Genomic DNA, 20940 nt, shown 5'->3' with positions numbered 1-20940 from the left:
GGGTGTTCGTCGGGGCCGGGGTGTCAGGCGGACTGCTCGGTGGTCCTCGTCCGGCGCCACGGGTGCAGCAGAGTGGCGCCGAGTTCGCCGGTGGCCGGGAACGCGGCCGGGTCGGTGAGGCCGACGGTTTCCGGGGTCCGCCCGGGCCGCCAGGTGAAGCTCCCGAAGGCGTGGTCCCACAGGGACAGGTCGGAGGCGTAGTGGCCGGCTTCGGCGAGGTCGGTGCTGTGGTGCAGGCGGTGGAGTTCCGGGCCGGCCAGCACGTGGCCGAGCAGGCCGATGCGGACGTCGATGTTGGCGTGGACGAAATAGCCCTGCGCCATGACGAATATTCCGACCACGAACACCGAATCCGCCGAGAATCCGATCAACGCCAGCAGGAGTTGGACCACGGACTGCGCGAAGAGGACGTCCAGGAAATGGTTCACACCGTTGTTGGCGACATTCACCTTGTCGGGCACGTGGTGCACGCCGTGCAGCCGCCAGAGCCACCGGTTGCGGTGCGACCAGCGGTGCACCAGGTAGTCGCCGAGCGAGCCGAGCAGCAGGGCGAGCGGGACCTCCAGCGCGAACGGCAGCGCCGGACGGGCCGGGCCGAGCAGCTCCACCAGCGCGGTCACCAGCCCCTGGGCCAGGCCGCCGCCGACCATGCTCAGGAGGAAGTACACGCTGTACCAGCGGAGTTCACGACCGCTGGGGTGCCAGTCGGTCCGGTACGGGATCAACCGCTCCAGCAGCGCCAGGTAGCCGATGACGGCGATCAGCGCGAGCGGGGAGACCTGGTCGGGTGCCCAGTGGAAACGCAGCGTCGCAACGGCCGTGCACAGCACCCCCAGGAGCAGAAGCGGATGGGCGAGCCGGCGTGCGATGGCGGACAGCACGCTCCCCCTAGTTATTCGCAGACCAACGAACTGAGACGTCAGAGACTCTAGCGGGAGCGGCCGGCGGGGTCGGTCATTCGGCGTGTTGACGCCATGAATAACCCGATCGATGGACGGTCTGCATGCGAAGTTGACGCATGAGCGGCGCGAACGGGCGCGTTCGCGGCCGGATTCCCCGGGCCGCCGGAGTGCGGTGCGCGCGGCGTCCGGACGGTCCGCCGCCCCGCGCCCCCGACTGGGACACCAGGGGTCAGGCCCCGGCCAGCTCCGCCAACCGCCGCGCCGCCTGCGGCTCGTACGGCGCCAGGCGCCCGCGCAGGCCGCGCAGCTCGTGCCCGACCAGCGCGGGCAGGGCGGCCGCCGGGGCCGACTCCAGTGCGGGTCCGAGCAGTTCGACAGCCGCCCGGGGGTCGTGCGCACAGGCGTGGCAGTCGGCCGCCCGAACGGTGAACAGCAGCCGGGTAGAGGGCAGCCGGGTCGGTCCGAGCAGGCCGAGCGCGGTCTCGGTGGCGGCCAGCGCCCGCCGGGCCAGCCGGGGGTCGTCGACGGCGGCGGCGAGGTCGCGCAGGGCGGCGGCGGCGGCGGACTCCACCCGCAGCCGCATCGAGGCGATGGACAGCCACGGCACGTCCGCCTCGTCCCGGGCGTCGATGTGCTCCAGGTGCGTCCGGGCCAGGCCGATCTCCCGCACGGTGCCGCGCACGTCACCGGCCAGGGCACGCGCGCGGGCCCGGCTGATCCGGCCCATCGCCCCGGCCCAGGGCCGCCCGGGGGCGACCCGGTCGATCTCCCGCGCGTAGCCGAGCGCGGCCGCCGGATCGCCGTCCAGCCGGGCCAGGATGCTCAGGTCGCTGAGCGTGCCGACCAGGGTGGCCCGGTCCCCCGCGAGTTCGGCCCAGGTCAGTGCGCGGTCGAAGCAGGCCATCGCGGTGGCGTTGCGGCCGACCTGCATCCGCAGCGCCCCGGCGGCGTGGGCGTGTTCGGCGGCCAGCCGGGCGAGCGGCCCGCGCCGGTCGGCGGGGGCGGTGGCCAGCCGGGCCAGCACCGCGTGCAGGGTGCGCTCGACGGCGGCGACCAGGCCCGGCTGGGCGCCGGTCTCGCCGGCACGCAGCTGGGCGGCGAGCAGCCCGGCGAGGGCGTGCGCGGTGGCGGCCTCCAGCGGCGGCGCGGCGGCCGGATCGGCGGCGCAGAACTCGGCGTGCAGGGCGGCGAGTTCCTCCGGCGGCGGGACGGCGCAGCCGTCGGCGTCGTGCAGGGGGCAGAGCAGTCCGTAGTCCGGCAGCCGGGTCGGCGCGGGGAGCAGCTCCTCGTCGGCCGCGGCGTCCGCACCGCCCGGCAGCGGCGGCCGCAGCAGGACGGCGGCGAACGGGACGAAGGGGTCGGGCAGCGGCAACTCGGCAGTTTCGGCGCGCAGGCAAGCCGAAAGCAACTCACCTCCGGCACCGAGGAGTTCGTCGATCCGCTCGGCGATCCTCGGGGTGACCCGACGGGCGCCGTGCTCGATCTTGCTCACCGCGGTGTGGTCGTAACCGATCCCGGCGCCGAGCTGCGCCTGGGTGAGCCCGGCCCGGCGCCGCCAGTGCCGCAGCCGGGCGCCGAACTCCCGCCAGGCGCCCGGGCCGTGGTCTCCGCGCCCGGACGGGGGCCGCGGCTCCCGCGCCGCCGCCGAGGCCGAAGGGTTCCGGTACACGGGCTGCCTCCCCGGAGACCGGCCCCGGAGCGGGGCCCTGCGACGAGTCCGACGAGCAGGACGGTACTCGACGGCTCCCGCCCCGTACACGACGTGGTCTCAACCACTTGAGCGAAACCCCAGCTTGACGCGAAACGGCACCTGCACCTTGACGGAATTTGCCAACCCTATGCCCGGCCCGCACCAGCCATTGACCCGAGCATGACGCCATGTGAGTGTTCGGGCACCCGAGCGCGGACGGCCCGCACGGCCGTCCCCCAGACGCGGCCTGCGGTGCGCCACCAGCCTTGCCGTCCGCGGTCGAGGACCCCCACATGCGAGGAGCCTCGATGCAACGCAGAGTTTCCCCAAGGCGGTTGCTGACCACGGCGACCACCCTGGCCGTGCTGGCCGGCCTGGTCGGCGCCACCGCCGGGACGGCCGCCGCCGCCCCCACCCCCTCCCCCGCACCCAGCGCCCTGGCCGCCGCCGTCAACGCCGCCGACGCGGCCGCCGCGGCCGGCACCGACGCACTGGCCAAGGGCCCCGGCGAGACCTACGAGCGCCACACCGTCACGCCCTGGCTGAACGGCCTCTACTCCGTCTCCTACGAACGCAGTTACCGAGGCCTGCCGGTGATCGGCGGTGACGCCGTGGTACTCGCCGACCGGCAGGGCAAGGTCCGCGGCCTGCAGTCGGCGGCCACCGGACCGGTCGGCGGCTCGACGACCCCGCAGATCAGCGCGGCCGACGCGGAGAGGACCGCGCGCACCAAGCTGCCGACCGTGGACAAGGTGGACTCCCGCCGCCTGGTCGTCCGGGTCAAGGACGGCACCAGCCGGCTCGCCTGGGAGACCGTCCTGACCGGCCGCACCGCGAGCGCTCCCAGCCACCTGCACGTCTTCGTCGACGCCGCCACCGGCGAGGTGGTCGACAGCTACGACGACGTCGAGGCCGGCACCGTCAACAGCAAGTGGAACGGCCCCGGCCCGCTCACCATCAGCACCACCAACTCCGGCGGCTCGTACTCGCTGCGCGACCCGAGCCGGCCCGGACTGTCCTGCTCCGACAACGACACGGGCCAGGTGTTCACCAAGTCCTCGGACTCCTGGGGCAACGGCAACCCCGCCAGCCGGGAGACCGGCTGCGGCGACGCCATGTGGGCGGCCCAGAAGGAATGGGACATGCTCCGCGACTGGCTCGGCCGCAACGGCCACGACGGCAACGGCGGCAGCTGGCCGATCAAGATGGGCCTCAACGACGTCAACGCCTACTGGGACGGCAGCTCCGTCTCCATCGGCCACAACCAGGCCGGCCAGTGGATCGGCGCCCAGGACGTCGTCGGCCACGAGTTCGGCCACGGCATCGACCAGTACACCCCCGGCGGCGCCAACAACGAGAACGGCCTCGGCGAGGGCACCGGCGACATCTTCGGCTCGCTCACCAAGGAGTACAACAACGAGCCCGCGCCCTACGACTACCCCGACTACCAGGTCGGCCGCCAGATCAACCTGGTCGGCCAGGGCCCGATCCGCAACCTCTACCAGCCCTCGCTGGTGAACAACGACCCGGACTGCTACTCATCCTCGATCCCGAGCACCGAGGTGCACGCGGCGGCCGGTCCGCTGAACCACTGGTTCTACTTGCTGTCCAACGGCTCCAGCCCGGGCACCGGCAAGCCCACCAGCCCGACCTGCGACGGCTCCACCGTCACCGGCATCGGCGCCAAGCAGGCCGGCCAGGTCTGGTACGGCGGCATGCTGCTCAAGACCAGCGGCATGACCTACAAGCGCTACCGCACCACCACCCTGACCGCGGCCAGGAACCTCGACCCGAGCTGCACCTTCTACAACCGGACCAAAGCCGCCTGGGACGCCATCAGCGTGCCCGCGCAGAGCGGTGACCCGACCTGCACGCCGTCCGGCAACAACGACTTCTCGCTGGCGCTCGGCCCGGCCTCCGGCTCGGTCCAGCCCGGCTCGTCGACCACCGCGACCGTCTCCACCGCCGTCACCTCCGGCACCGCGCAGACCGTCAACCTGACCGCCACCGGCGCCCCCACCGGGGTCACCGCGACGCTCAACCCCTCCTCCGTGCAGGCCGGTTCGTCCGCGACGCTGACCCTGTCGGCCTCCTCCGGCGCCCCGGCCGGCACGTACGTGATCACCGTGACCGGCACCGCCGGCGCGGCCACCCACACCGCCCAGTACACCCTGACCGTCGGTGGCGGCGGCACACCCGGCGGGCCCGCGCCCGACATCGACGTCGCCAAGATCCAGGCCGACCTGGCCCAGCTGAACACCATCGCCAACCAGAACGGCGGCAACCGCCGGGCCGGCAGCGCAGGGCACAGCCAGTCCGTGGCGTACATCAAGGGCAAGCTCCAGGCCGCCGGCTTCACCGTCAGCGAGCAAACCTGCACCTCGTGCACCCACCAGTCCAACAACCTGATCGCCGACTGGCCCGGCGGCCCGTCCGACCAGGTCACCATGCTCGGCGCCCACCTGGACAGCGTCTCGGCCGGCCCCGGCATCAACGACAACGGCTCCGGCTCCGCCGTCCTGCTGGAGAACGCCCTCGCGCTCGCCCAACAGAACCCCACCCTGACCCGGCACGTCCGGTTCGCCTGGTGGACCGGTGAGGAGCAGGGCCTCCAGGGCTCGCAGTACTACGTCGGCCAGCTGAGCTCCGCCCAGCGCTCGGCGATCAAGGCCTACTACAACTTCGACATGGTCGGCTCGCCCAACGCCGGCTACTTCATCAACAACCTCACCTCCGCGGCCTCCGCGCCGATGAAGGCCTACTGGGACTCGCTCAACCTCCAGCCGGAGGAGAACGTCGAGGGCCAGGGCCGCTCCGACGACTACTCCTTCCAGCAGGCCGGCGTCCCGACCTCGGGCTACGCGGCCGGCGCCAGCGCCGTCAAGACCTCGGCGCAGGCGGCCAAGTGGGGCGGCGCGGCGGGCCAGTCGTACGACTCCTGCTACCACCAGTCCTGCGACACCACGAGCAACGTCGACGCCACCGCGCTCAAGCGCAACGCCAACGGCGTGGCCTACACCCTCTGGAAGACCTCGGTCGGCGGCACCACCCCCGCCAACGACTTCTCCCTCTCGGTGAACCCCGCCACCGCCACCGTCAAGCCCGGCGCCTCCACCACCGCGACCGTCGCCACCGCCACCACCTCCGGTTCGGCCCAGACGGTCAACCTGACCGCCACCGGCGCCCCCGCCGGGGTGACGGTCTCCTTCAACCTGTCCTCGGTGCAGTCCGGCACCCCGGCCACGATGACCGTCGCCACCGCGGCGTCCACCGCCGCCGGCACCTACAGCATCACCGTCACCGGAACCGGCTCCGCCACCCACACCACCAGCTTCACCCTGGTCGTGGGCGGCGGGAACCCCAACCCCGGCAACGCCTGGACCCCCGGCACCACCTACCAGGCCGGCGACATCGTCACCTACAACGGCGTCAGCTACCGCTGTGTCCAGAGCCACACCGCCCAGGTCGGCTGGGAGCCGCCGATCGTCCCGGCCCTCTGGGAAGCGGTCTGAGCCACACGCTCCGACACCACCTGAACCGCTGCGCCGCGGCCCGTCGAGGGGGACGGACCGCGGCGCAGCCGTGGGCGGGGCAGCCGCCGTCACCCGGGGTGGAAGACTGGTGCAGGCGTAACCGTAGAGCTGACGCCACGCCAGTAGCTGCGAAAGGAAGAAGCCGTGACCACGGACGCCATCCCGGTACCCGAACTGGCCCCTGAGGCCGTCGAGCAGTGGCGCGCCGAGGAGGCCCAGCTGGTCGAGTTGCTCGCCCGGGCCCAGCGCGGCATCGGCGGAATCGCCGCCTTCCGGCTCGGCCCCACGCCGACCGTACTGGTCACCGACCCGGCCGCGGTGCAGCACGTGCTGGGCCGCCACCCCGACCGGTACGTCAAGCGCTCGCACCGGGCCCGGATGCTGGTCGGCAACGGCGTGCTGTCAGCCACCGGTGACGCCTGGAAGCGCCAACGGCGGTTGCTGCAGTCCCAGTTCACGGGCCCGGGCATGCGCCGCTACGAGCGGCGGATCGCCGCCGCCGCGCGCCGGACGGCGCAGCGCTGGGAGGGGTACCGGCGCAGTGGGAAGACCTTCGACGTCGGCGAGGAGATGCGCGGTTTCGCCCTGGACACCGTCTGGCGGGCGCTCACCGGCCTGGAGCTGGACGACCGGACGGACACCGAACTGCGGTCGGTGGAACGGGTGGTGGCCGCGATGCCGACCCTGCCGACCAACGCGGCCGACGCCCGGGACGCCGTCGCCGAGGACCTCGCCCGGATCGACGCCGTCGCCCGCGCCGCGATCGAGGCAGCCCGCACCTCGGACGCCCCGGAGCCGGGGGTGCTGCGCGTCCTGATCGACGCTGCCGAACAACACCCCGAGTACACCGACCAGTTGATCCGCGACGAGCTGGTCACCCTGCTGGTCGCCGGCCACGAGACCACCGCCACCACCCTCACCTGGCTGTTCCTGCTGCTCGACGGCAACCCCGGGGCGCGCGACGCCGACCCGCACGCCCTGGTCAGCGAGACCCTCCGGCTCTACCCCTCCGCCTGGATGCTCCCCCGGCACGCCGTCGAGGACGACGTGATCGCCGGCCACCGCATCGCCGCCGGCACCGACGTGCTGGTCTGCCCGTACCTCACCCACCGCGACCCGGCCCTTTGGCCCGACCCGGAACGCTTCGACCCCACCCGCTTCTCCCCCGGCGCCACCCGCCCCACCCAACTCGGCGCCTACCTCCCCTTCGGCCTGGGCGCCCGCGCCTGCCTCGGCACCCAGTTCGCCCTCCGTGAGACCACCGCCCTGCTGGAACTCCTGCTACCGCTCGGCCCCTTGGAGTTCCAGTCCCGCCCGGACGGCCAGGCCTTCAGCATCACCGTCCGCCCCGACGGCCCGACCCCGGCAGTACTGCGCCCCGCCCCCTGAGCCGTTCGCCCGAACAGACAGTGGATCAGGACTCCTCGAACGGCCCGTTACGGCCACCGGCGCGGCGGCGTCGGCTCGACTGGCGGGCGGCCCGTCCCGCTGGCCCCCGCCGCCCAGAGCCGCCCCCGGCCAGCAGTCGGATCCAACGGTGTCGGCTCGCACAGGAATTCACGGGTGCAGCACTCCAAACGGATCTCGTCGATCGCGACGGCGGTGACGCGACGCCTGAGAGCCGGTCAGGAGCGCTTTCCCCTCCACCCTCGGGGAAGATCCCCCTTCCGCCCCGCAGATCCCCTCGGGGTTTCCCCTGAGGACGCCCCTGAGGCCGACCGGTCAGAGCAGCCCGTTGCCGGACCGGCGCCGCTCGACCGCCCGGACCAGGTCGGTGCCGATCTCCGCGAGGAAGGACGCGGCCGTGTCGAGCCGCTGTCCGGCGGGCGTGGCCGCGCCGAGCAGGTCCGCGCCGTCGCGGGCGAACTCGGCCAACAGGGCGTTGCGTTGGGCGCTGGCGAGCATCGAGCGGTACCAGACGTCCGAGTCGATCGCGTACTGCTCGCGGCGGCCCTGGCCGTCCCGTTCCCGGCGGATCAGTTCCTGGTCCTCCAGGTAGCCGACCGCCTTGGATACCGAGGCCGGGCTGACGCCGAGCCGCTGAACCAGCTCGGCGGCGCTCAGGGTGCCGCTGTCGGTGACGTACAGGCAGCTGAGGACCCGGGCCACCATGCGCGGCAGGCCGAGCTGCACCAACAGGGCGGCGAAGCGGTCGGCGAACTCCGCGACGGCCGCCTGATCACGCCCGTCCGGCACCGTCGCAGTGCCCCCGGCGGGCCGGACCGCGCCCGGTCGGCGGCGGGCCCGGCGGGCGGTGGCGCGCTGGGCGGCGTGCGCACGGTAGCGGCCGGGTCCGCCGTTGCGCGCGATCTCCCGGGTCACCGTGGAGGTGGGGCGGGCGATCAGCCGGGCGATCGCGGCGTAGTCGAGCCCTTCGGCGAGGCCGGTGGCGATCGCGACACGGTCCTGCTGGCTCAGCCTGGTGCCTGGCACGGGTGGCTCCTTTCGTCGGGCCTCGGGACGAGTATCCGGCCGCCGGGGACGATTGCAATCATGATTGCATTCATCGACAGTCTCGTTGCAATGATTGACCGTCACTGACCTGCGGATTGAGACGAATCCGGACAACCACATGTTGAGCGATTCCCGAATTCGGCCGTACGTTCTCCACCGACGACGAAAGCCCGACACACCCCGGGGGGACCCACCATGAAGAACATCACCCGCGCCGCTGTCGCCACCGTTGCGGCCTGCACCCTGCTGACCGCCGCCCCGACCGCCTCCCTCGCTTCCGCCCCTGCCACCGCCTCCGCCGGCGGACACCAGGGCCTGCAGGCCACCCTCGACCAGGCGGTCACCGCGGCCGGTCTGCCCGGCGCGATGGCCGAGGTGCGCAACGACGGCGCGACCTGGTTCGGACAGGCGGGCACGGCCGACCTGAACACCGGCCGGCCGCTGCGCCCGCAGGACCGGTTCCGGATCGGCAGCACCACCAAAACCTTCGTCGCCACCGCGCTGCTCCAGCTGGAGGCCGAGCACCGGCTGAGCCTGGACGACAGCGTCGAGCGGTGGCTGCCCGGCCTGGTGGACGGCAACGGCTACGACGGGTCCCGGATCACCCTCCGCCAGTTGCTCAACCACACCAGCGGAGTCGCCAACTTCGCGGTCGCCGACCAGGTCAGCAAGGACTTCCAGGGGCTGCCCTTCCTCCAGCACCGCTTCGACAGCTTCACCCCGCGCCAGCTGGTCCGGCTCGGGACCAGCGTGAAGCCCGACTTCGCCCCCGGCACCGACTGGCGGTACTCCGACACCAACTACGTGCTGGCCGGCCTGGTCATCGAGCAGGCCACCGGGCACAGCCTCGCACAGGAGATCACCGACCGCTTCGTGAAGCCGCTGCACCTGAAGAGCACCTACGAGCCGACCGGCGACGACACCGGGATCCACGGCCCGCACGGCCGCTTCTACTCCAAGCTCGGCTCGATGGACGCCCCCACCCTCCCCGAGTACGACGTCACCGAGCTCAACCCGTCCTGGGGCTACGGCTCCGGGGACCTCATCTCCACCACGGGCGACCTGAGCACCTTCTTCCAGGCGCTGCTGGCGGGCCGCCTGCTGCCGCCCGCCCAGGCGGCCGAGATGTTCACCATGCAGGACCCGGGCAACGCGTGGATCCCGCAGTCCCACTACGGCCTCGGCGTCGCCTCCCTCACCCTCTCCTGCGGCCAGGTGTGGGGCATGGGCGGCGCGATCAACGGCTCGTGGTCCTACACCTTCGGCACCCGCGACGGCCGCCACCTGCTGTCCACCGAGGTCAACGGCGACTGGGCCGACGGCGAGCAGTGGGGCCCGATCTCGGTCTTCACCAAGGAACTGGAGGCGGAGTTCTGCGGCAGCACCGGCGCCTGACGCGCGGAGGGTGCCGGAACGAGCGTGGCCGCTCCCGAACCCGGGAGCGGCCACGCCGTCAGTGCAGGGACACTGCCGAGCTCAGAGCTCAGAAACCGAACACGTCACCCGTGTACTTGGTCAGCTCGCTGCCGTTGACGTAGGTGTGCGACCAGTTGACGCCGGTCGCGCCCCAACTGCCGTGCGCGGTGGCGGTGACCGGCGCCTGGAGGGCCATGACCATCCAGGTGGGGTGCACCAGCAGCTTGCTGAAGTCGCCGTTGAAGCCGACCAGTTCACGGCAGGCCGCGTCGGGGTTGGTGACGGTGCCCGTGCCGGTGACGGAGGTTAAGCCGGAGTCGCCCTGGACCGCGGAACAGGACAGGTCGGCCGAGGTCGTGGTGCCCGTGGAGTCGGTCTTGGTCAGGTGGACCGAGCCGAGCAGGACGGTGTCCGTGGTGGCGGCCTGAGCAGTGCCGGCCATCAGGATCGCCGAGGCCGCGCCGGTCGCCAGCAGGCTGGCGACCGTCATGGTGATGCGTCGCATTCGTGGTGCCTTTCCTCTGCGTTGCCCGGATCTTGTGTTTCCGGGCAGCTGTGGGCGCTACGCAATCAACCGAAGTTGTGCGAAGCGTTTCGATGATATGAACGCCCATGTCAGGTTCATGCAAAACACTCACCGTTGTGGCGCAGCTCACGCCTCGAAAGCGACCCTGGGTACCCCGGCGTTCCGCGCGAGGAAGTGCGGCAGGTCGGCGAACCCACGCGCACCGTCGATCGCCCGGCCGTACCGACGAAACGCCGCAGTCGGCACCCGAGCCGCAGCCCCTCGGCGACGGGCGGGCGTCACGGACGGGACAGGAGGAAGCACTCCAGTTCCGTGCCGTACCAGCGGCTCGTCCGGCCCTTCACCCGTTCGCCCGCCGCGAGGCCGTCTCCGTGGCGGATCCGGCGCGGCTGACCGTACTGCGGATCGCCGCTTCGCTCCGGGGAGCGGGGAGCGAAGCGGCCGCCCGGCGGCACCTCAGTCCAGGCAGAACTCGTTGCCCTCGATGTCCTGCATCGAGATGCAGGAATCGTGGCCGTCGTACAGCAGTTGCACCCGCACGGCGCCCAGCGCGAGCACGCGTTCGCACTCGGCCTCAAGTACGGCCAGGCGTTCCTCGCCCACGAGCCCCGTACCGACCCGCACGTCGAGGTGCACCCGGTTCTTGGCGACCTTCCCCTCGGGGACGCGCTGGAAGTACAGTCGCGGACCGACCCCCGTCGGATCGCTGCAGGCGAACCACGAACCCCGCTCCTCAGGGGGCCGGGAATTCTCGTAGTCCTCCCACGTGGCGAACCCGTTCGGTGGCTCCGGCGGGACGTACCCCAACACCTCGCACCAGAAGCGGCCGACGCGCTCGGGTTCCGCACAGTCGAAGGTGACCTGGAACTTCCTGATCGTTGACATCGGGCCACGATACTGGCGCGTGCTGCCCACCGGACCTGCGGACCGCGCGTCAGGCCGACGCGTTCACCGCCCGGCCGAGGTGCCGGGCGAAGAACCGGACCGCACTGTCGACCTCGAAGCGCGGCAGCTCCTTGTGCTTGCCCGAGTTCACGTGCAGGGACTTCTCCGCCGAGGCGAAGGCCTCGAAGAGCGCCAGACCCTCCTCTCGGGATATGTGCTCGTCGTCCCACTGGAGGTCGAACTCGACGGGAACGGTGATCCGCTTCGCGTACTCGGCCAGCACGTGGGGCCAGTGCTGGCCGAACACCGCGGCCGTGATCCGGGGCTCGGCGGCCACGAACGGAACGCCGATCGCGGTGCCCATGTTGATGCCCCAGAAGCCGACCGGGCCGTCCGTTCCGATCTCCGGCAGCTGCTGGAGGGCGTCCAGCAGCGCCCGGTACTCGGGCACGGCGAGCTTGGCCAGGTGGTCGTTGTAGCGGACCACGATCGGCCCCTCCGGCTCACCGGCCGCCCGGGCCGCGAACAGGGCGGCTGTCTCCCGCTCGTCGTGCTCGGTGCGCGGGCGGTCACCGTGACCGGGCGCGTCGAGGACGGCCACGTGGTACCCGCAGTCGCGCACCAGGTGCGCGGCCCGGCCGGACATCGCGGGGTGCTTCTTGTGGTTGCCGCCCCCATGGGCCTGAAGGACGAGGGGCGCGCGGTCCGCACCGGACTCGGGGGACCAGAGGACGCCGGGGACGCCGTTGACGGTGAAATCGCGTTCGACGATTCCGTCGGTGGTGGACTCGGCGGTGAGAAGGAAAGCGTTCATGGCAGTTGCCCTTCGAGAGTGTCTTGTCGAAGGGGCGCTCCCGGCGAGATCTACATCAATCGCCAGTCGTGACGGCAAGGGGGAGCACCCGTATCGGTACAGCGTTCACGGGTCTCACCTCCTCGGGTTGTGTCACGGTCGATTGAGAAGCTATCAGCTGGATCTCCGGCTCTTCCACCCATTTATGTCCCCACGAGCCGCCCCTGCGGCCCTCCGCCCCACGGAGCGAAGGGCCGCAGGATCAGGCCTGCACGACGACCTGTTCACCCTCTCCCTCCGGTGTCTGGAAGTCGGCCAGGTAGCGGTCGAACAGCGGCCGGTCCACGGTGACGGCGTTCGCGCCGTCCTCGCCGTTCCGCACCGCGAGGCGGCGCACCAGGTCCAGCGCGTAGGTGGTCTTGCCCGACCCCGGCGGGCCGCACATCAGCACCACCGTGCTCGTGCCGGATCCGGGCCCGTGCGCGGCGTGTTCCCAGAGGTCCAGTCCCGCCCGGAGGAGTTCGCGGACGGCTGCGGTCTCCTCCTCCGTCCAGGCGTCCTCCCCCGCGGTCGGGTCGAGGGCTGCGCCGCCGAAGAGCTTTTCGTAGGCGCTGTCGTGGATCGGTCCCTGGCCGGGAAGGGTCGGTCCGGCCTTCACGCTGCGGGAGAGGTCTTCGAAGAAGTTCCACGCGTCCAGCAGCTGGCCCTCCGCGGCCGGGCCGAGCTCCGGATGTTCGACCCACCGCCGCACGCGGCGCAGTTCGAGGGTGCCCTCGCCCTCCCAGGTGAGTTCCCAGCCCTTGCGATCGCAGTACTCCTGCAGCGGCGCGAGCTCCTCGAACGCAAGGAGCTTTCCGCGTTCGTCGACGAGGAGCACATCGGGGGCGTCGCCCTCTCCTGGCCGCCAGATCAGCGTCAAGTCCCCTTTCCCGGTCACGATGCGGTACGGGAAGTAGTCAGCCATGCGGGCCTCCCTGATGCCGTGGCGCGGTACTCGGCGCCGCGTTGCCGTCCATCGGTCGAGCAGGCTGCAGCTTCCCACCCGCGAGGTTCGCGGTGGAACGGAATTCGCGGGGGCGAGCGGAGGCGAGCGGCGGCGAATGCGAGCGGCGGCACCCTCCGCTCAGTGGCGGTGGTGGTTGTCGGGCTGGGCAGGGTCTCCCGGGTGTTCCAACCCTTCGACCAGGGTGAGGCGTTGGGCACGTTCGCGGTCGAGCCAGCGGACGAAGGCGACGCGGCGGGCAGCGTCCCGGAGTGCCGGCGCCGGGTCGGGGTCCTGGGGGATGGCGAGGGTGGCGAGGAGCAGGGCCGTCCAGGGGCCGACGGTGACCCACTCGCCGGGTGGGGCGGTGCGGAGGGCTTCGGCGAGGGCCGTCGGGAGGGTGTCGGGGTCGGCCTCGAAGGTGCCGTCGGGGAGGACGAGGTGCCAGCGGGTGACCGGTGGGCGGCCGGTCAGCGCGCGGTAGTGGGCGACGTCGGCCGGTGAGGGCTCGACCTCGGCGGTCACGGAGTCGTAGACGGCGCGGACGGCTGCGCTGCCCTCGTAGGCGGCCGCGGTGATGGAGCCGAGTTCGACGGCGGCCTGCTGGTCGAGCCGGGCGGGGCCGGGTGCGGTAACGGACGCAGGGCCGGGTGCGGTAGCGGACGCGGCGACAGATGCGGTGCCGGACGCGGCGACGGACGCGGTGACGGGCAGCTCGCGTTCCGCGGCGACCGCCTCGCAGAGGGCCTCGGTCAGCAGCACCTGGGCGACCCACCTGATGAGCTGGCGGTCCTCCGAACTTCCCGGCCGGGGCAGGGCGGTGGAGCGTGGACCGTTCCGGAGGGCGGCGAGGCGCTCGTCGAGGGCGGTGCGGGGCAGGGGGCGCCCGTCGAGCAGGCCGAGGATCATGCTTCCACCACCAGGGCGACGGTCGGGGCGTACTGGCAGCGGCCGAACCACATGACCTTGGCCAGCGCCCAGTACGCGCCGGGGTCCATGGACTCGGGGGCGGCGACGGCGAAGTCGACGGTCACGGAGGCCTCGGCCGGGACGGTGAAGCCGCGGACCGGGTCGGCGACCGCCTCCCAGGTGCCCCAGGGGGAGACCAGCTGGAGCTCGCCCCGGATCTCGCCGCGCGTCCGGTTGGTGAGGGTGAGGCCGAGGCTGGTGCGGCCGCCGGGGGCCAGGTGCAGGGACTCGGCGGTGACGTCCACGGACAGGCCGGTGTCCCGCGCGGTCACGGCCTTGGTGCCCTGGGCGGCGGTCCAGTCCTCGGGGGTGTCCCCGGGGACGGGCAGCAGCTCGGGCAGGTCGCCGACCGCGATCGTGACCACGTCCTCGATCTGCTGGCCGTCGTGCTCGATCCGGACGGCGGCGAAGTGCAGCCCGCTCTCGGCGTCCGCCGGCGGGGTGAGGGTGACCGCGAAGCGCAGGTGGCCGCCGGGCTCCAGGCGGTACGGGCGGCTGCCGAGGCCGGTCGTCCAGCCCTCGGGCGGGAGGACGACGGCCGTGCCCTCGACGGCGGCGTCGCGGAGCTGCGAGGAGAGGGCGACCGAGAAGGTCACCGCCTCCCCCGCCGTCCGCAACAGCCCCGGCGAGGCACCGACCGACACCGGCAGGTAGCCGAACGGGGCCGGGCCCCGGTTGTGCAGCCAGTAGCGGGCGTGGACGGGCTGGGCGGGTTCGGCGACCGGGCCGAGCACGGGCCCGTCGGCCGGGGCGGCCAGCGCGGGGACCGCAGGAGTCGCCAGCAGCGTGGCGATCTGGGAACCGGCGAGGTCCAGGATCTCGGCCGCCTCCCCGAGCGGGCGTTCCAGCAGGTCGGCCGGCCGCACTCCGTCCAGCCCGAGCGCGCCGCCGAGGCGGGCCGTCCGCCCGAGACCGGTGGACTCGACCAGCCGGACGGTGAGGTCGCCGCCGGCCGCGCGGTCGCTGAGATCGGGCGCGGCCGAGCCGTGGGCGATCGGGTTCCCGGCCGGCTTGAGCGCGCCCAGCAGCACCTCGCGCTGGGGCTCGACCCGCAGCCAGGACAGGGTGGCCGGCAGCGGCCCCTCCTGGGTCTCCACGACCCTCGCGTAGAGCGGGTGGTTGAACTCCTGCCCCCGGGCGGGCAGGGTCTGCGCCCGCCAGTCGCCGTCGCCGCCGACCAGCGCGTAGCTGAACTCATGGGTCCAGTGCTGCAGTTGGAAGGAAGCACCGTCCGGCAGGGTACGCCGGGGCGGGTCGATCCAGACGCCGGACGGCCAGCCGGTGCAGGAGCGCATCAGCGAAAGGTGCAGCGCACCGGTGGTGTCCACCGCGAAGCCGGGCAGGCCGAAGCTGAGCAACGCCACGGTGTGGTCGGCGAGTCGGTCCGGGACCGGAGAAGGGCAGACGGCGGTGATCCGCGCGTCCGCGAGGTCGTCCACCAGGGCCGGTACGTCGGAGACGACCAGCGCCGGCAGGGCGCGCAGGTCCCGCAGGTCGGCGTCCGGCCGCCACACCTCGGCGAGCGGCGTCAGGGCCGGCACCCACACCGCGCCGTGCGCCTTCAGGACCGCCCCGTACTCCTCTCCCGCCCGATCGATCAACTCCTGTGCGGCCTCGTTGTCCTCCGGTCCACCCACGACGATCCGGAAGTCCGGCAGGTTGGAGTCGACGTCGAGCCAGCCGTACCGGGCCCAGTCCGCCCCCGAGGTGGTGGCGGTGACCCCGACCCGAGCGAGCGCGACCACCAGCGGGCGGGCGTCGGCCGAGTCGTCCAGGGAGGGCACGACGACCTCGGCGACCCCGAGTGCCCGGGCGCCGGTCACCTTCCCCGCCGCGTCGGTGAGCACGGCCCGGGCGGTGGCGCCCAGGCCGAACCAGGTGTTGGCCGGATTGTCCAGGGTCCAGGGCGCCTGCGCCGAGTCGACGTCCGGCATCGCGAAGCCGCGCCCGATGACCGCTCCGGCGACCTCACTGACCGGCAGCCCGCCCGGCACGTCGACCGGGAAGCGCAGCCGCAGGAGCCGGTCGGCGCCGGAGTAGTCGACGAGCCTGGTCCGGCAGTCCACCCGGTCCAGGCCGCGCCACAGCGTGACCGTCTGCTCGTAGCGGACGCCGTCGACCGTCCCCCCGATCACCAGCCGCTCACCGAGCGGTCCGGTCTCCCTCCGGACCTCCCCGGCCACGGCGCCCGAGCCGAGCACCGGGCCGCTCGGCACCAGGTGCCAGGGGCCCTCGCCGAAGTCCGGGTGCTGCGGGTACTCCTCGTACACCCGCAGTTCGTTGCCGAGGCGGCCTTCCTGGATCAACTCCCTTTCGTGCAGCCGGTCGTACACCGAGCTGAGGCCGCCGCCGCGCGCCGGTTCGGCCGTCACCCGGTACCGCCCGTTGGTGATCACCGCACCCTCGGCGGCCGTCCACGCCGGGTCGGCAGAGCCGTCCACCAGCCACCAGGTACGCCAGCCGAGCGCGGGGACGTCCTCGGCGAGGAAGCGCAGCGTCCCCCGGTCGACGGCGCTCGGCACGGGCGTGCCCGTCTTGTCCAGCACCCGCGCCGACCGCAACCCGTGGGGGAGTTCGACGGCCACCAGGTCCGTCCGGTCGAAGGAGAGCGTGTTGGTCACCACCACCGCCGACCCGAGGCCCGCCGCAGAGCTACCCACCGCCGACCCGACACCCACCGTCGAGATCCGTGCCGTCAGCGCGTCCAGCGCCGACTCCCGGACGGCCGACGCCAGGTCGTACGCCTCCCGCCAGCCGCCCAGCAGGTCCAGGTAGACCTGGTCCGACTCCGAGCCGGTGATCGCGTCATGGTGCGCGCCGTAGGCGAGTTGGCGCCACACCTTGTCGAGCGCGGCCCCGGGGTAGCGCCCGAGTCCGTTCACGGCGGCGAGCGCCGCGAGCTTCTCCGCGTCCACCGCCGCGACCTCGCCCGCGCGTTGGGCCTGCTTGGTGTCGATGTACGAGACGTCCTTGCCGGTGTACACCGGGTTCATGTCGCGGGTCTGCGGGCTCGGTCGGCCGCCGGTGGCGTCGAGTTCGGCCCGGACGGCGTCCAGGAAGTCGCGCGGGGTGGCACACACGAAGCGCGGCCACAGGTACTTGGCGGCCCAGGAGCGGTGGATCTCGGTGACCCACTTGTTCGGCGGGGTGTAGTCCGTCCCCACCGGCAGCAGCAGGTTCTTCGTCGCCCCGACCGGCTTGAGCTTGCGGTACAGCTCGTACACGGCCTGCTCGGCGGTGGCGAGGTCCGGGGAGGAGTCCATCCACCAGCCGGCCGAGTAGTGGTGGGGCATGTAGTGGGTGAGCACGCCCGCCCCGCCGGGCGCGATCCACTCGAACTCGCTCGGGAACTGCATCACCCGGGCGTCGTCCTTGGCCTCGCGGAAGTTCTTCTGGATCGGTCCCCACTGGTGGAACGGGCCGCGGGCCCAGGCGCTGCCGGTGAGGCCGGCCGCGGCGAGGTGGCCGGGGAACTGCGGGTCGTGCCCGAACACGTCGAGCTGCCAGGCGGTCTGCGGGTCACCGCCGAGGATGTCACGCTGGTAGCCGATGCCGTAGACGATGTTGCGGATGGTCGTCTCGGCACCCGTGAGGTTGGTGTTGGGCTCGTTGTAGGTGCCGCCGACGAGCTCCACCTGCCCGCGCTCCAGCAGCAGGCGGAGCGTTTCGCGGCGCTCCGGGTGCTGGTCGAAGTACGGCTTCAGGTAGTCGACTTCGGCGAGCACGAACTTGTACACCGGGTCCCGCAGTGCGAGGTCCAGGTGGGCGTCCACGAGGGCGAAGCCGTTGCGCTCCCAGAGCGGCCGGGTGGTGGCGTCGGCGGAGAGCAGTTCCCAGGGGGAGGTGTAGGCGGCCTGGGTGTTCCACCACACCGGGTCGTAGTGGAAGTGGGAGACCAGGTGCATCGTCCAGCCGGGCTCCGCGACCTCGAGGACGGCCGGCTCCTCACTGGTCGATGCCCGTACGGTCAAGGGAACTCGGTCCCCCGGCGAGGCGGCGGTGATCTCCAGGGGAACGTCGACCGGCCCCGTGCCGGTCGCCTCGCCTCGGACGCCCGTTCCGCTGACGGTGATCCGGGCGGCCGGGCCCTCGAGGGTCACCCGCAGCACCTGGCGCGGGGCGTCCTCGGGGCCGACGAAGAGGTCGGTGCTCTCGACGGCGGTGATGGTGGTGACCGGCACGGGGGTTGGTCCTTTCCTCGGAGTGCCGCCGGGGCCGGGGCCGAGGCCTACTGGCCCCAGGCCTCGAACTCGTAGATACGGGCGGCCGGATCGCTCGCCTGGGTGGGCCGGGTGACGACCAGCCGGACGTAGCGGGCGGTGGTGCTCACCGGATGGGTGGTGGTGGCCGCGGTGTTGCCGGTCACGCTGGCGGCCGTCGTCCAGGGGTCGGTGGACCTGGAGCGGACCTGGATGGAGAAGTCACGGGTGTTGTAGGAGGCGCTCTCGCCACCCGCCTGGGCGTGCTTGACCACGAACCTGTCCAGCTTCTTCGCCGAACCGAGGTCCACCTCCAGCCACTTGGCGGAGGTGAGGGTGCACCACTTGTCGCTGGTTCCGCCGCTGACGCTGCCGTTGACGGCCTTGGCCGGGCCTTCGTCGGCGTTGCACTGGCCGGAGGCGGTGGCGGGGCGGTTCAGCGCCAGATTGGTGGAAGCAGGTGACGTACCGCCCCAACCCACGACCGTGGAAGCGACGTTGGAGTGGCCGTAGGTGGTGGACACCGCCTCGACGTCCAGCGTCGTACTGGTCTCCCCGCCCGCCCGGTCGAGCCGTCCGACGAAGTAGGCGTCGTTGGGCGTGGCCCCAAGGAAGGTGCGGCTGCCGTCCGCGTTGCGCCGGTACACCTCGTAGTGGTGGACGTTGCCGCCGGGCGCGGCCGTCCAGGAGAGCCGCAGCGACTGGCTGGCGCCCGCGGTCACGTCGCTCGCGCCGAGGACGGTCAGCCCGCCCGGTGCCGCCGGTTTCTCCACCGCGCCGTCGTGGAGTGCGACTTGGCCGAGGCGCAGGTCGTAGGCCGGGTCCGGGTCCGAGGTGCCGTCCACCTGCAGCGCGAGCTGGGAGATGGTCCGGCCCGCGTACCGGGAGAGGTCGAGGGTGTGCCGCTCCCAGCCCGTCCCGGCGTTGTCCCCGACGTCCACGGTGGTGAAGCTGCCCGGGGTGTCGGTGAAGGAAACCGCCGCCTTCAGCCTGGTCGGGCCGGCGGCCGGGGTCTTGACCACCAGGTCGAGCCTGGTGTTCGCGGCGACCGGCAGGCTGGTCTGGTAGAGCCGCACGGTGTTGGTGGAGTCCAGGGTGCCGCTCAGCCGCAGTGAGGAGCCTCCCTGGTAGGAGTCGGTGAAGTCGATCGACGGACTGAGCTTGCTGCCGGTGGAGTCGACCACCCATCGGTAGGTCGGCGGGACGTCCTGCAGCGAGAGGTTGTTCCAGCCGCCGGTGGCGACCCGGGTGCCGGCCGCGTTGTAGAAGTCACCCTGGCCGGTGTCGAAGTTGGTGACGAAGGGCTTGGCGGTGATCGGCGAGGACTCGGCGACGTAGCCCGCCAGGCCCGGCCAGCTGCTGGAGAGGTCGGTGTCGGACGGGTCGTTGTTGGCGCCGACCCAGTAGCGCGCGTCCTTGGCGTAGAAGTCGGCGCGGTCGGTGGCGGACTTCCAGGTCCACTCCGGGCGGTAGAGGCCGAGCGAGGTGGTGTGCGGCCGACCGGCCGGGAAGAGGGTGTTCCAGTCGACGGAGGTGTTGTAGCCGTTCGCCTCGGTGTCGATGCCGGAGTACAGGTCGTACTCGCTGCGGCCGAGTTGACGGGCCAGGACGCGGGAGGAGTCCAGACCGGGGGCCGTCCAGCCGAAGTTGAGGAACATCGAGTCCGAGGTGCGCTTCGGACCGTCCTGGAGGAAGGGCGAGTTGGCGGAGGTGAGGGCGTCCTGCCAGTCGACGGCGCCCGAGGTGGTCATCGCGTCGTACCACATGAACTCCGTGCCGCTCTTCGCCCTGGTGTACTGCATCAGGTTGCGCACCTCGGTCGCGAGGCCCGAATCGCCGCCGCCGGTCTCCTGGTTGACGAACCAGCCGTCGAAGCCGTAGTACTGGGCGGCCTGCACCAGCTTGTCGGCGACGGGGTAGTGGTCGCCGGTCTTCTGGACGAAGTCGCGCACCCACTGGAGTCGGCCGCCGTACGCGGCGGGCGGGAAGAAGACGGTGCCGTAGACCTTGACGCCGTTGCGGTGGGCGGCGTCGATCACGGTCGGATTCGGCGCGAGGATCAGGCCCTCACCGGCGGAGCCTCCCCAGAACACCAGCTTGTCGACGTACTGCCAGTAGCCGAAGGCGTAGTAGTTGGGGTCGGCGGAGCCCTGGGAGGGGTTGTTGGAGGTGGGGGCGAAGGACACCAGCGAGGCGATCTTCCCTTCGCCCGGCCGGGCGTTGGGGTTGGCCGCCAGGGCCGGGTCGCTGGTGCGCGGCCGGAGCGGGACGCGGGAGCGGTTGAACCGGGCGTCCGGGTCGGTGGCCGGGTCCCAGTTGAGGATGGTGCCGGGGTACCAGTACGAGGCGTAGGGCTGGTTCCCGGGGGCGGCGGCAGCCGGCGGGGCCGCAACCGGAGCGGCAGGAGCGGCATGGGCAGCCGGTACGACGCCCAGCGCGGCCGTCGCGAGCGCGGCGCTGAGCAGCAGGGGGAGGCGTCTGGACATGCGGTGGCTCCGATCGAGCGGAGTGGGTGGGGCCGGACCCACCGGCAGCGGCAGGCCCGGGTGCATGTGGGCGTGGCGGTGCTCATCGAGGGGAATGCAGCAGGA

Annotated in this window: 13 protein-coding genes; 3 read left to right on the top strand and 10 right to left on the bottom strand. The window is 72.3% G+C overall.

Annotated features, from left to right (window positions below; genetic code table 11):
- Positions 1-23: 23 nt before the first annotated feature.
- Both BOQ63_RS36305 and BOQ63_RS36300 read right to left on the bottom strand, forming a co-directional pair.
- A complete protein-coding gene (locus BOQ63_RS36305; protein ID WP_305953116.1) occupies positions 24-881 on the bottom strand; it encodes a sterol desaturase family protein in 858 nt (285 codons plus the stop codon).
- 250 nt (positions 882-1131) lie between these two features.
- Positions 1132-2571, bottom strand: coding sequence for a helix-turn-helix domain-containing protein (locus BOQ63_RS36300; protein ID WP_191093620.1), 1440 nt, complete (start codon positions 2569-2571; stop codon positions 1132-1134).
- Between the two features lie 329 nt (positions 2572-2900).
- Between BOQ63_RS36300 and BOQ63_RS36295 the strand changes: the two genes are divergently transcribed.
- Both BOQ63_RS36295 and BOQ63_RS36290 read left to right on the top strand, forming a co-directional pair.
- Positions 2901-6104 (top strand): M28 family peptidase, encoded by a 3204-nt coding sequence (locus tag BOQ63_RS36295; RefSeq protein ID WP_107488586.1) that lies wholly within the window; start codon positions 2901-2903, stop codon positions 6102-6104.
- A gap of 165 nt (positions 6105-6269) precedes the next feature.
- Complete coding sequence (locus BOQ63_RS36290) at positions 6270-7514, top strand: cytochrome P450 (protein WP_030550910.1); 1245 nt, start codon at positions 6270-6272, stop codon at positions 7512-7514.
- A 333-nt stretch (positions 7515-7847) separates the two neighbouring features.
- Here the strand turns inward: BOQ63_RS36290 and BOQ63_RS36285 are convergent, their stop codons facing one another.
- Positions 7848-8558: a GbsR/MarR family transcriptional regulator gene (locus BOQ63_RS36285; protein ID WP_072655675.1), complete on the bottom strand. Its 711-nt coding sequence runs from the start codon at positions 8556-8558 to the stop codon at positions 7848-7850.
- Positions 8559-8774: 216 nt separating this feature from the next.
- Here BOQ63_RS36285 and BOQ63_RS36280 point away from each other — a divergent pair, with 216 nt between their 5' ends.
- Positions 8775-9974: a serine hydrolase domain-containing protein gene (locus tag BOQ63_RS36280; protein ID WP_072655674.1), complete on the top strand. Its 1200-nt coding sequence runs from the start codon at positions 8775-8777 to the stop codon at positions 9972-9974.
- An 88-nt stretch (positions 9975-10062) separates the two neighbouring features.
- Here BOQ63_RS36280 and BOQ63_RS36275 read toward each other — a convergent pair whose 3' ends face one another.
- The 7 genes from BOQ63_RS36275 to BOQ63_RS36245 form a co-directional block, all read right to left on the bottom strand.
- Positions 10063-10500: an SSI family serine proteinase inhibitor gene (locus BOQ63_RS36275; RefSeq protein WP_072655673.1), complete on the bottom strand. Its 438-nt coding sequence runs from the start codon at positions 10498-10500 to the stop codon at positions 10063-10065.
- A 477-nt stretch (positions 10501-10977) separates the two neighbouring features.
- Positions 10978-11406 carry a VOC family protein gene (locus BOQ63_RS36270; protein WP_030283505.1) on the bottom strand — a complete coding sequence of 143 codons (429 nt, stop codon included), beginning with the start codon at positions 11404-11406 and terminating at the stop codon, positions 10978-10980.
- Between the two features lie 49 nt (positions 11407-11455).
- Complete coding sequence (locus BOQ63_RS36265; protein ID WP_030283503.1) at positions 11456-12220, bottom strand: alpha/beta hydrolase family protein; 765 nt, start codon at positions 12218-12220, stop codon at positions 11456-11458.
- Between the two features lie 241 nt (positions 12221-12461).
- On the bottom strand, positions 12462-13163 hold the full coding sequence (locus tag BOQ63_RS36260) for an ATP-binding protein (protein ID WP_223886136.1): 702 nt from the start codon (positions 13161-13163) through the stop codon (positions 12462-12464).
- A gap of 159 nt (positions 13164-13322) precedes the next feature.
- On the bottom strand, positions 13323-14090 hold the full coding sequence (locus tag BOQ63_RS36255; protein WP_030283498.1) for a DUF7158 domain-containing protein: 768 nt from the start codon (positions 14088-14090) through the stop codon (positions 13323-13325).
- Positions 14087-18331: a glycoside hydrolase family 38 N-terminal domain-containing protein gene (locus BOQ63_RS36250; protein ID WP_072655672.1), complete on the bottom strand. Its 4245-nt coding sequence runs from the start codon at positions 18329-18331 to the stop codon at positions 14087-14089. The genes BOQ63_RS36255 and BOQ63_RS36250 overlap by 4 nt, the downstream gene beginning before the upstream one ends.
- Before the next feature lie 47 nt (positions 18332-18378).
- Complete coding sequence (locus BOQ63_RS36245; protein ID WP_072655671.1) at positions 18379-20835, bottom strand: endo-beta-N-acetylglucosaminidase; 2457 nt, start codon at positions 20833-20835, stop codon at positions 18379-18381.
- Positions 20836-20940 lie beyond the last annotated feature (105 nt).

The organism is Streptomyces viridifaciens, from assembly GCF_001888885.2.
GTDB lineage: Bacteria > Actinomycetota > Actinomycetes > Streptomycetales > Streptomycetaceae > Kitasatospora > Kitasatospora aureofaciens.
The sequence above is the reverse complement of the archived record's forward strand: the minus strand, read 5'-3'. Positions and strand labels throughout refer to the sequence as shown.

Coding starts and splice junctions, on each gene's coding strand:
- BOQ63_RS36270 (WP_030283505.1), bottom strand. CDS start 11,406: ATGTCAACGATCAGGAAGTTCCAGGTCACCTTCGACTGTGCGGAACCC.
- BOQ63_RS36295 (WP_107488586.1), top strand. CDS start 2,901: ATGCAACGCAGAGTTTCCCCAAGGCGGTTGCTGACCACGGCGACCACC.
- BOQ63_RS36245 (WP_072655671.1), bottom strand. CDS start 20,835: ATGTCCAGACGCCTCCCCCTGCTGCTCAGCGCCGCGCTCGCGACGGCC.
- BOQ63_RS36275 (WP_072655673.1), bottom strand. CDS start 10,500: ATGCGACGCATCACCATGACGGTCGCCAGCCTGCTGGCGACCGGCGCG.
- BOQ63_RS36265 (WP_030283503.1), bottom strand. CDS start 12,220: ATGAACGCTTTCCTTCTCACCGCCGAGTCCACCACCGACGGAATCGTC.
- BOQ63_RS36255 (WP_030283498.1), bottom strand. CDS start 14,090: ATGATCCTCGGCCTGCTCGACGGGCGCCCCCTGCCCCGCACCGCCCTC.
- BOQ63_RS36260 (WP_223886136.1), bottom strand. CDS start 13,163: ATGGCTGACTACTTCCCGTACCGCATCGTGACCGGGAAAGGGGACTTG.
- BOQ63_RS36280 (WP_072655674.1), top strand. CDS start 8,775: ATGAAGAACATCACCCGCGCCGCTGTCGCCACCGTTGCGGCCTGCACC.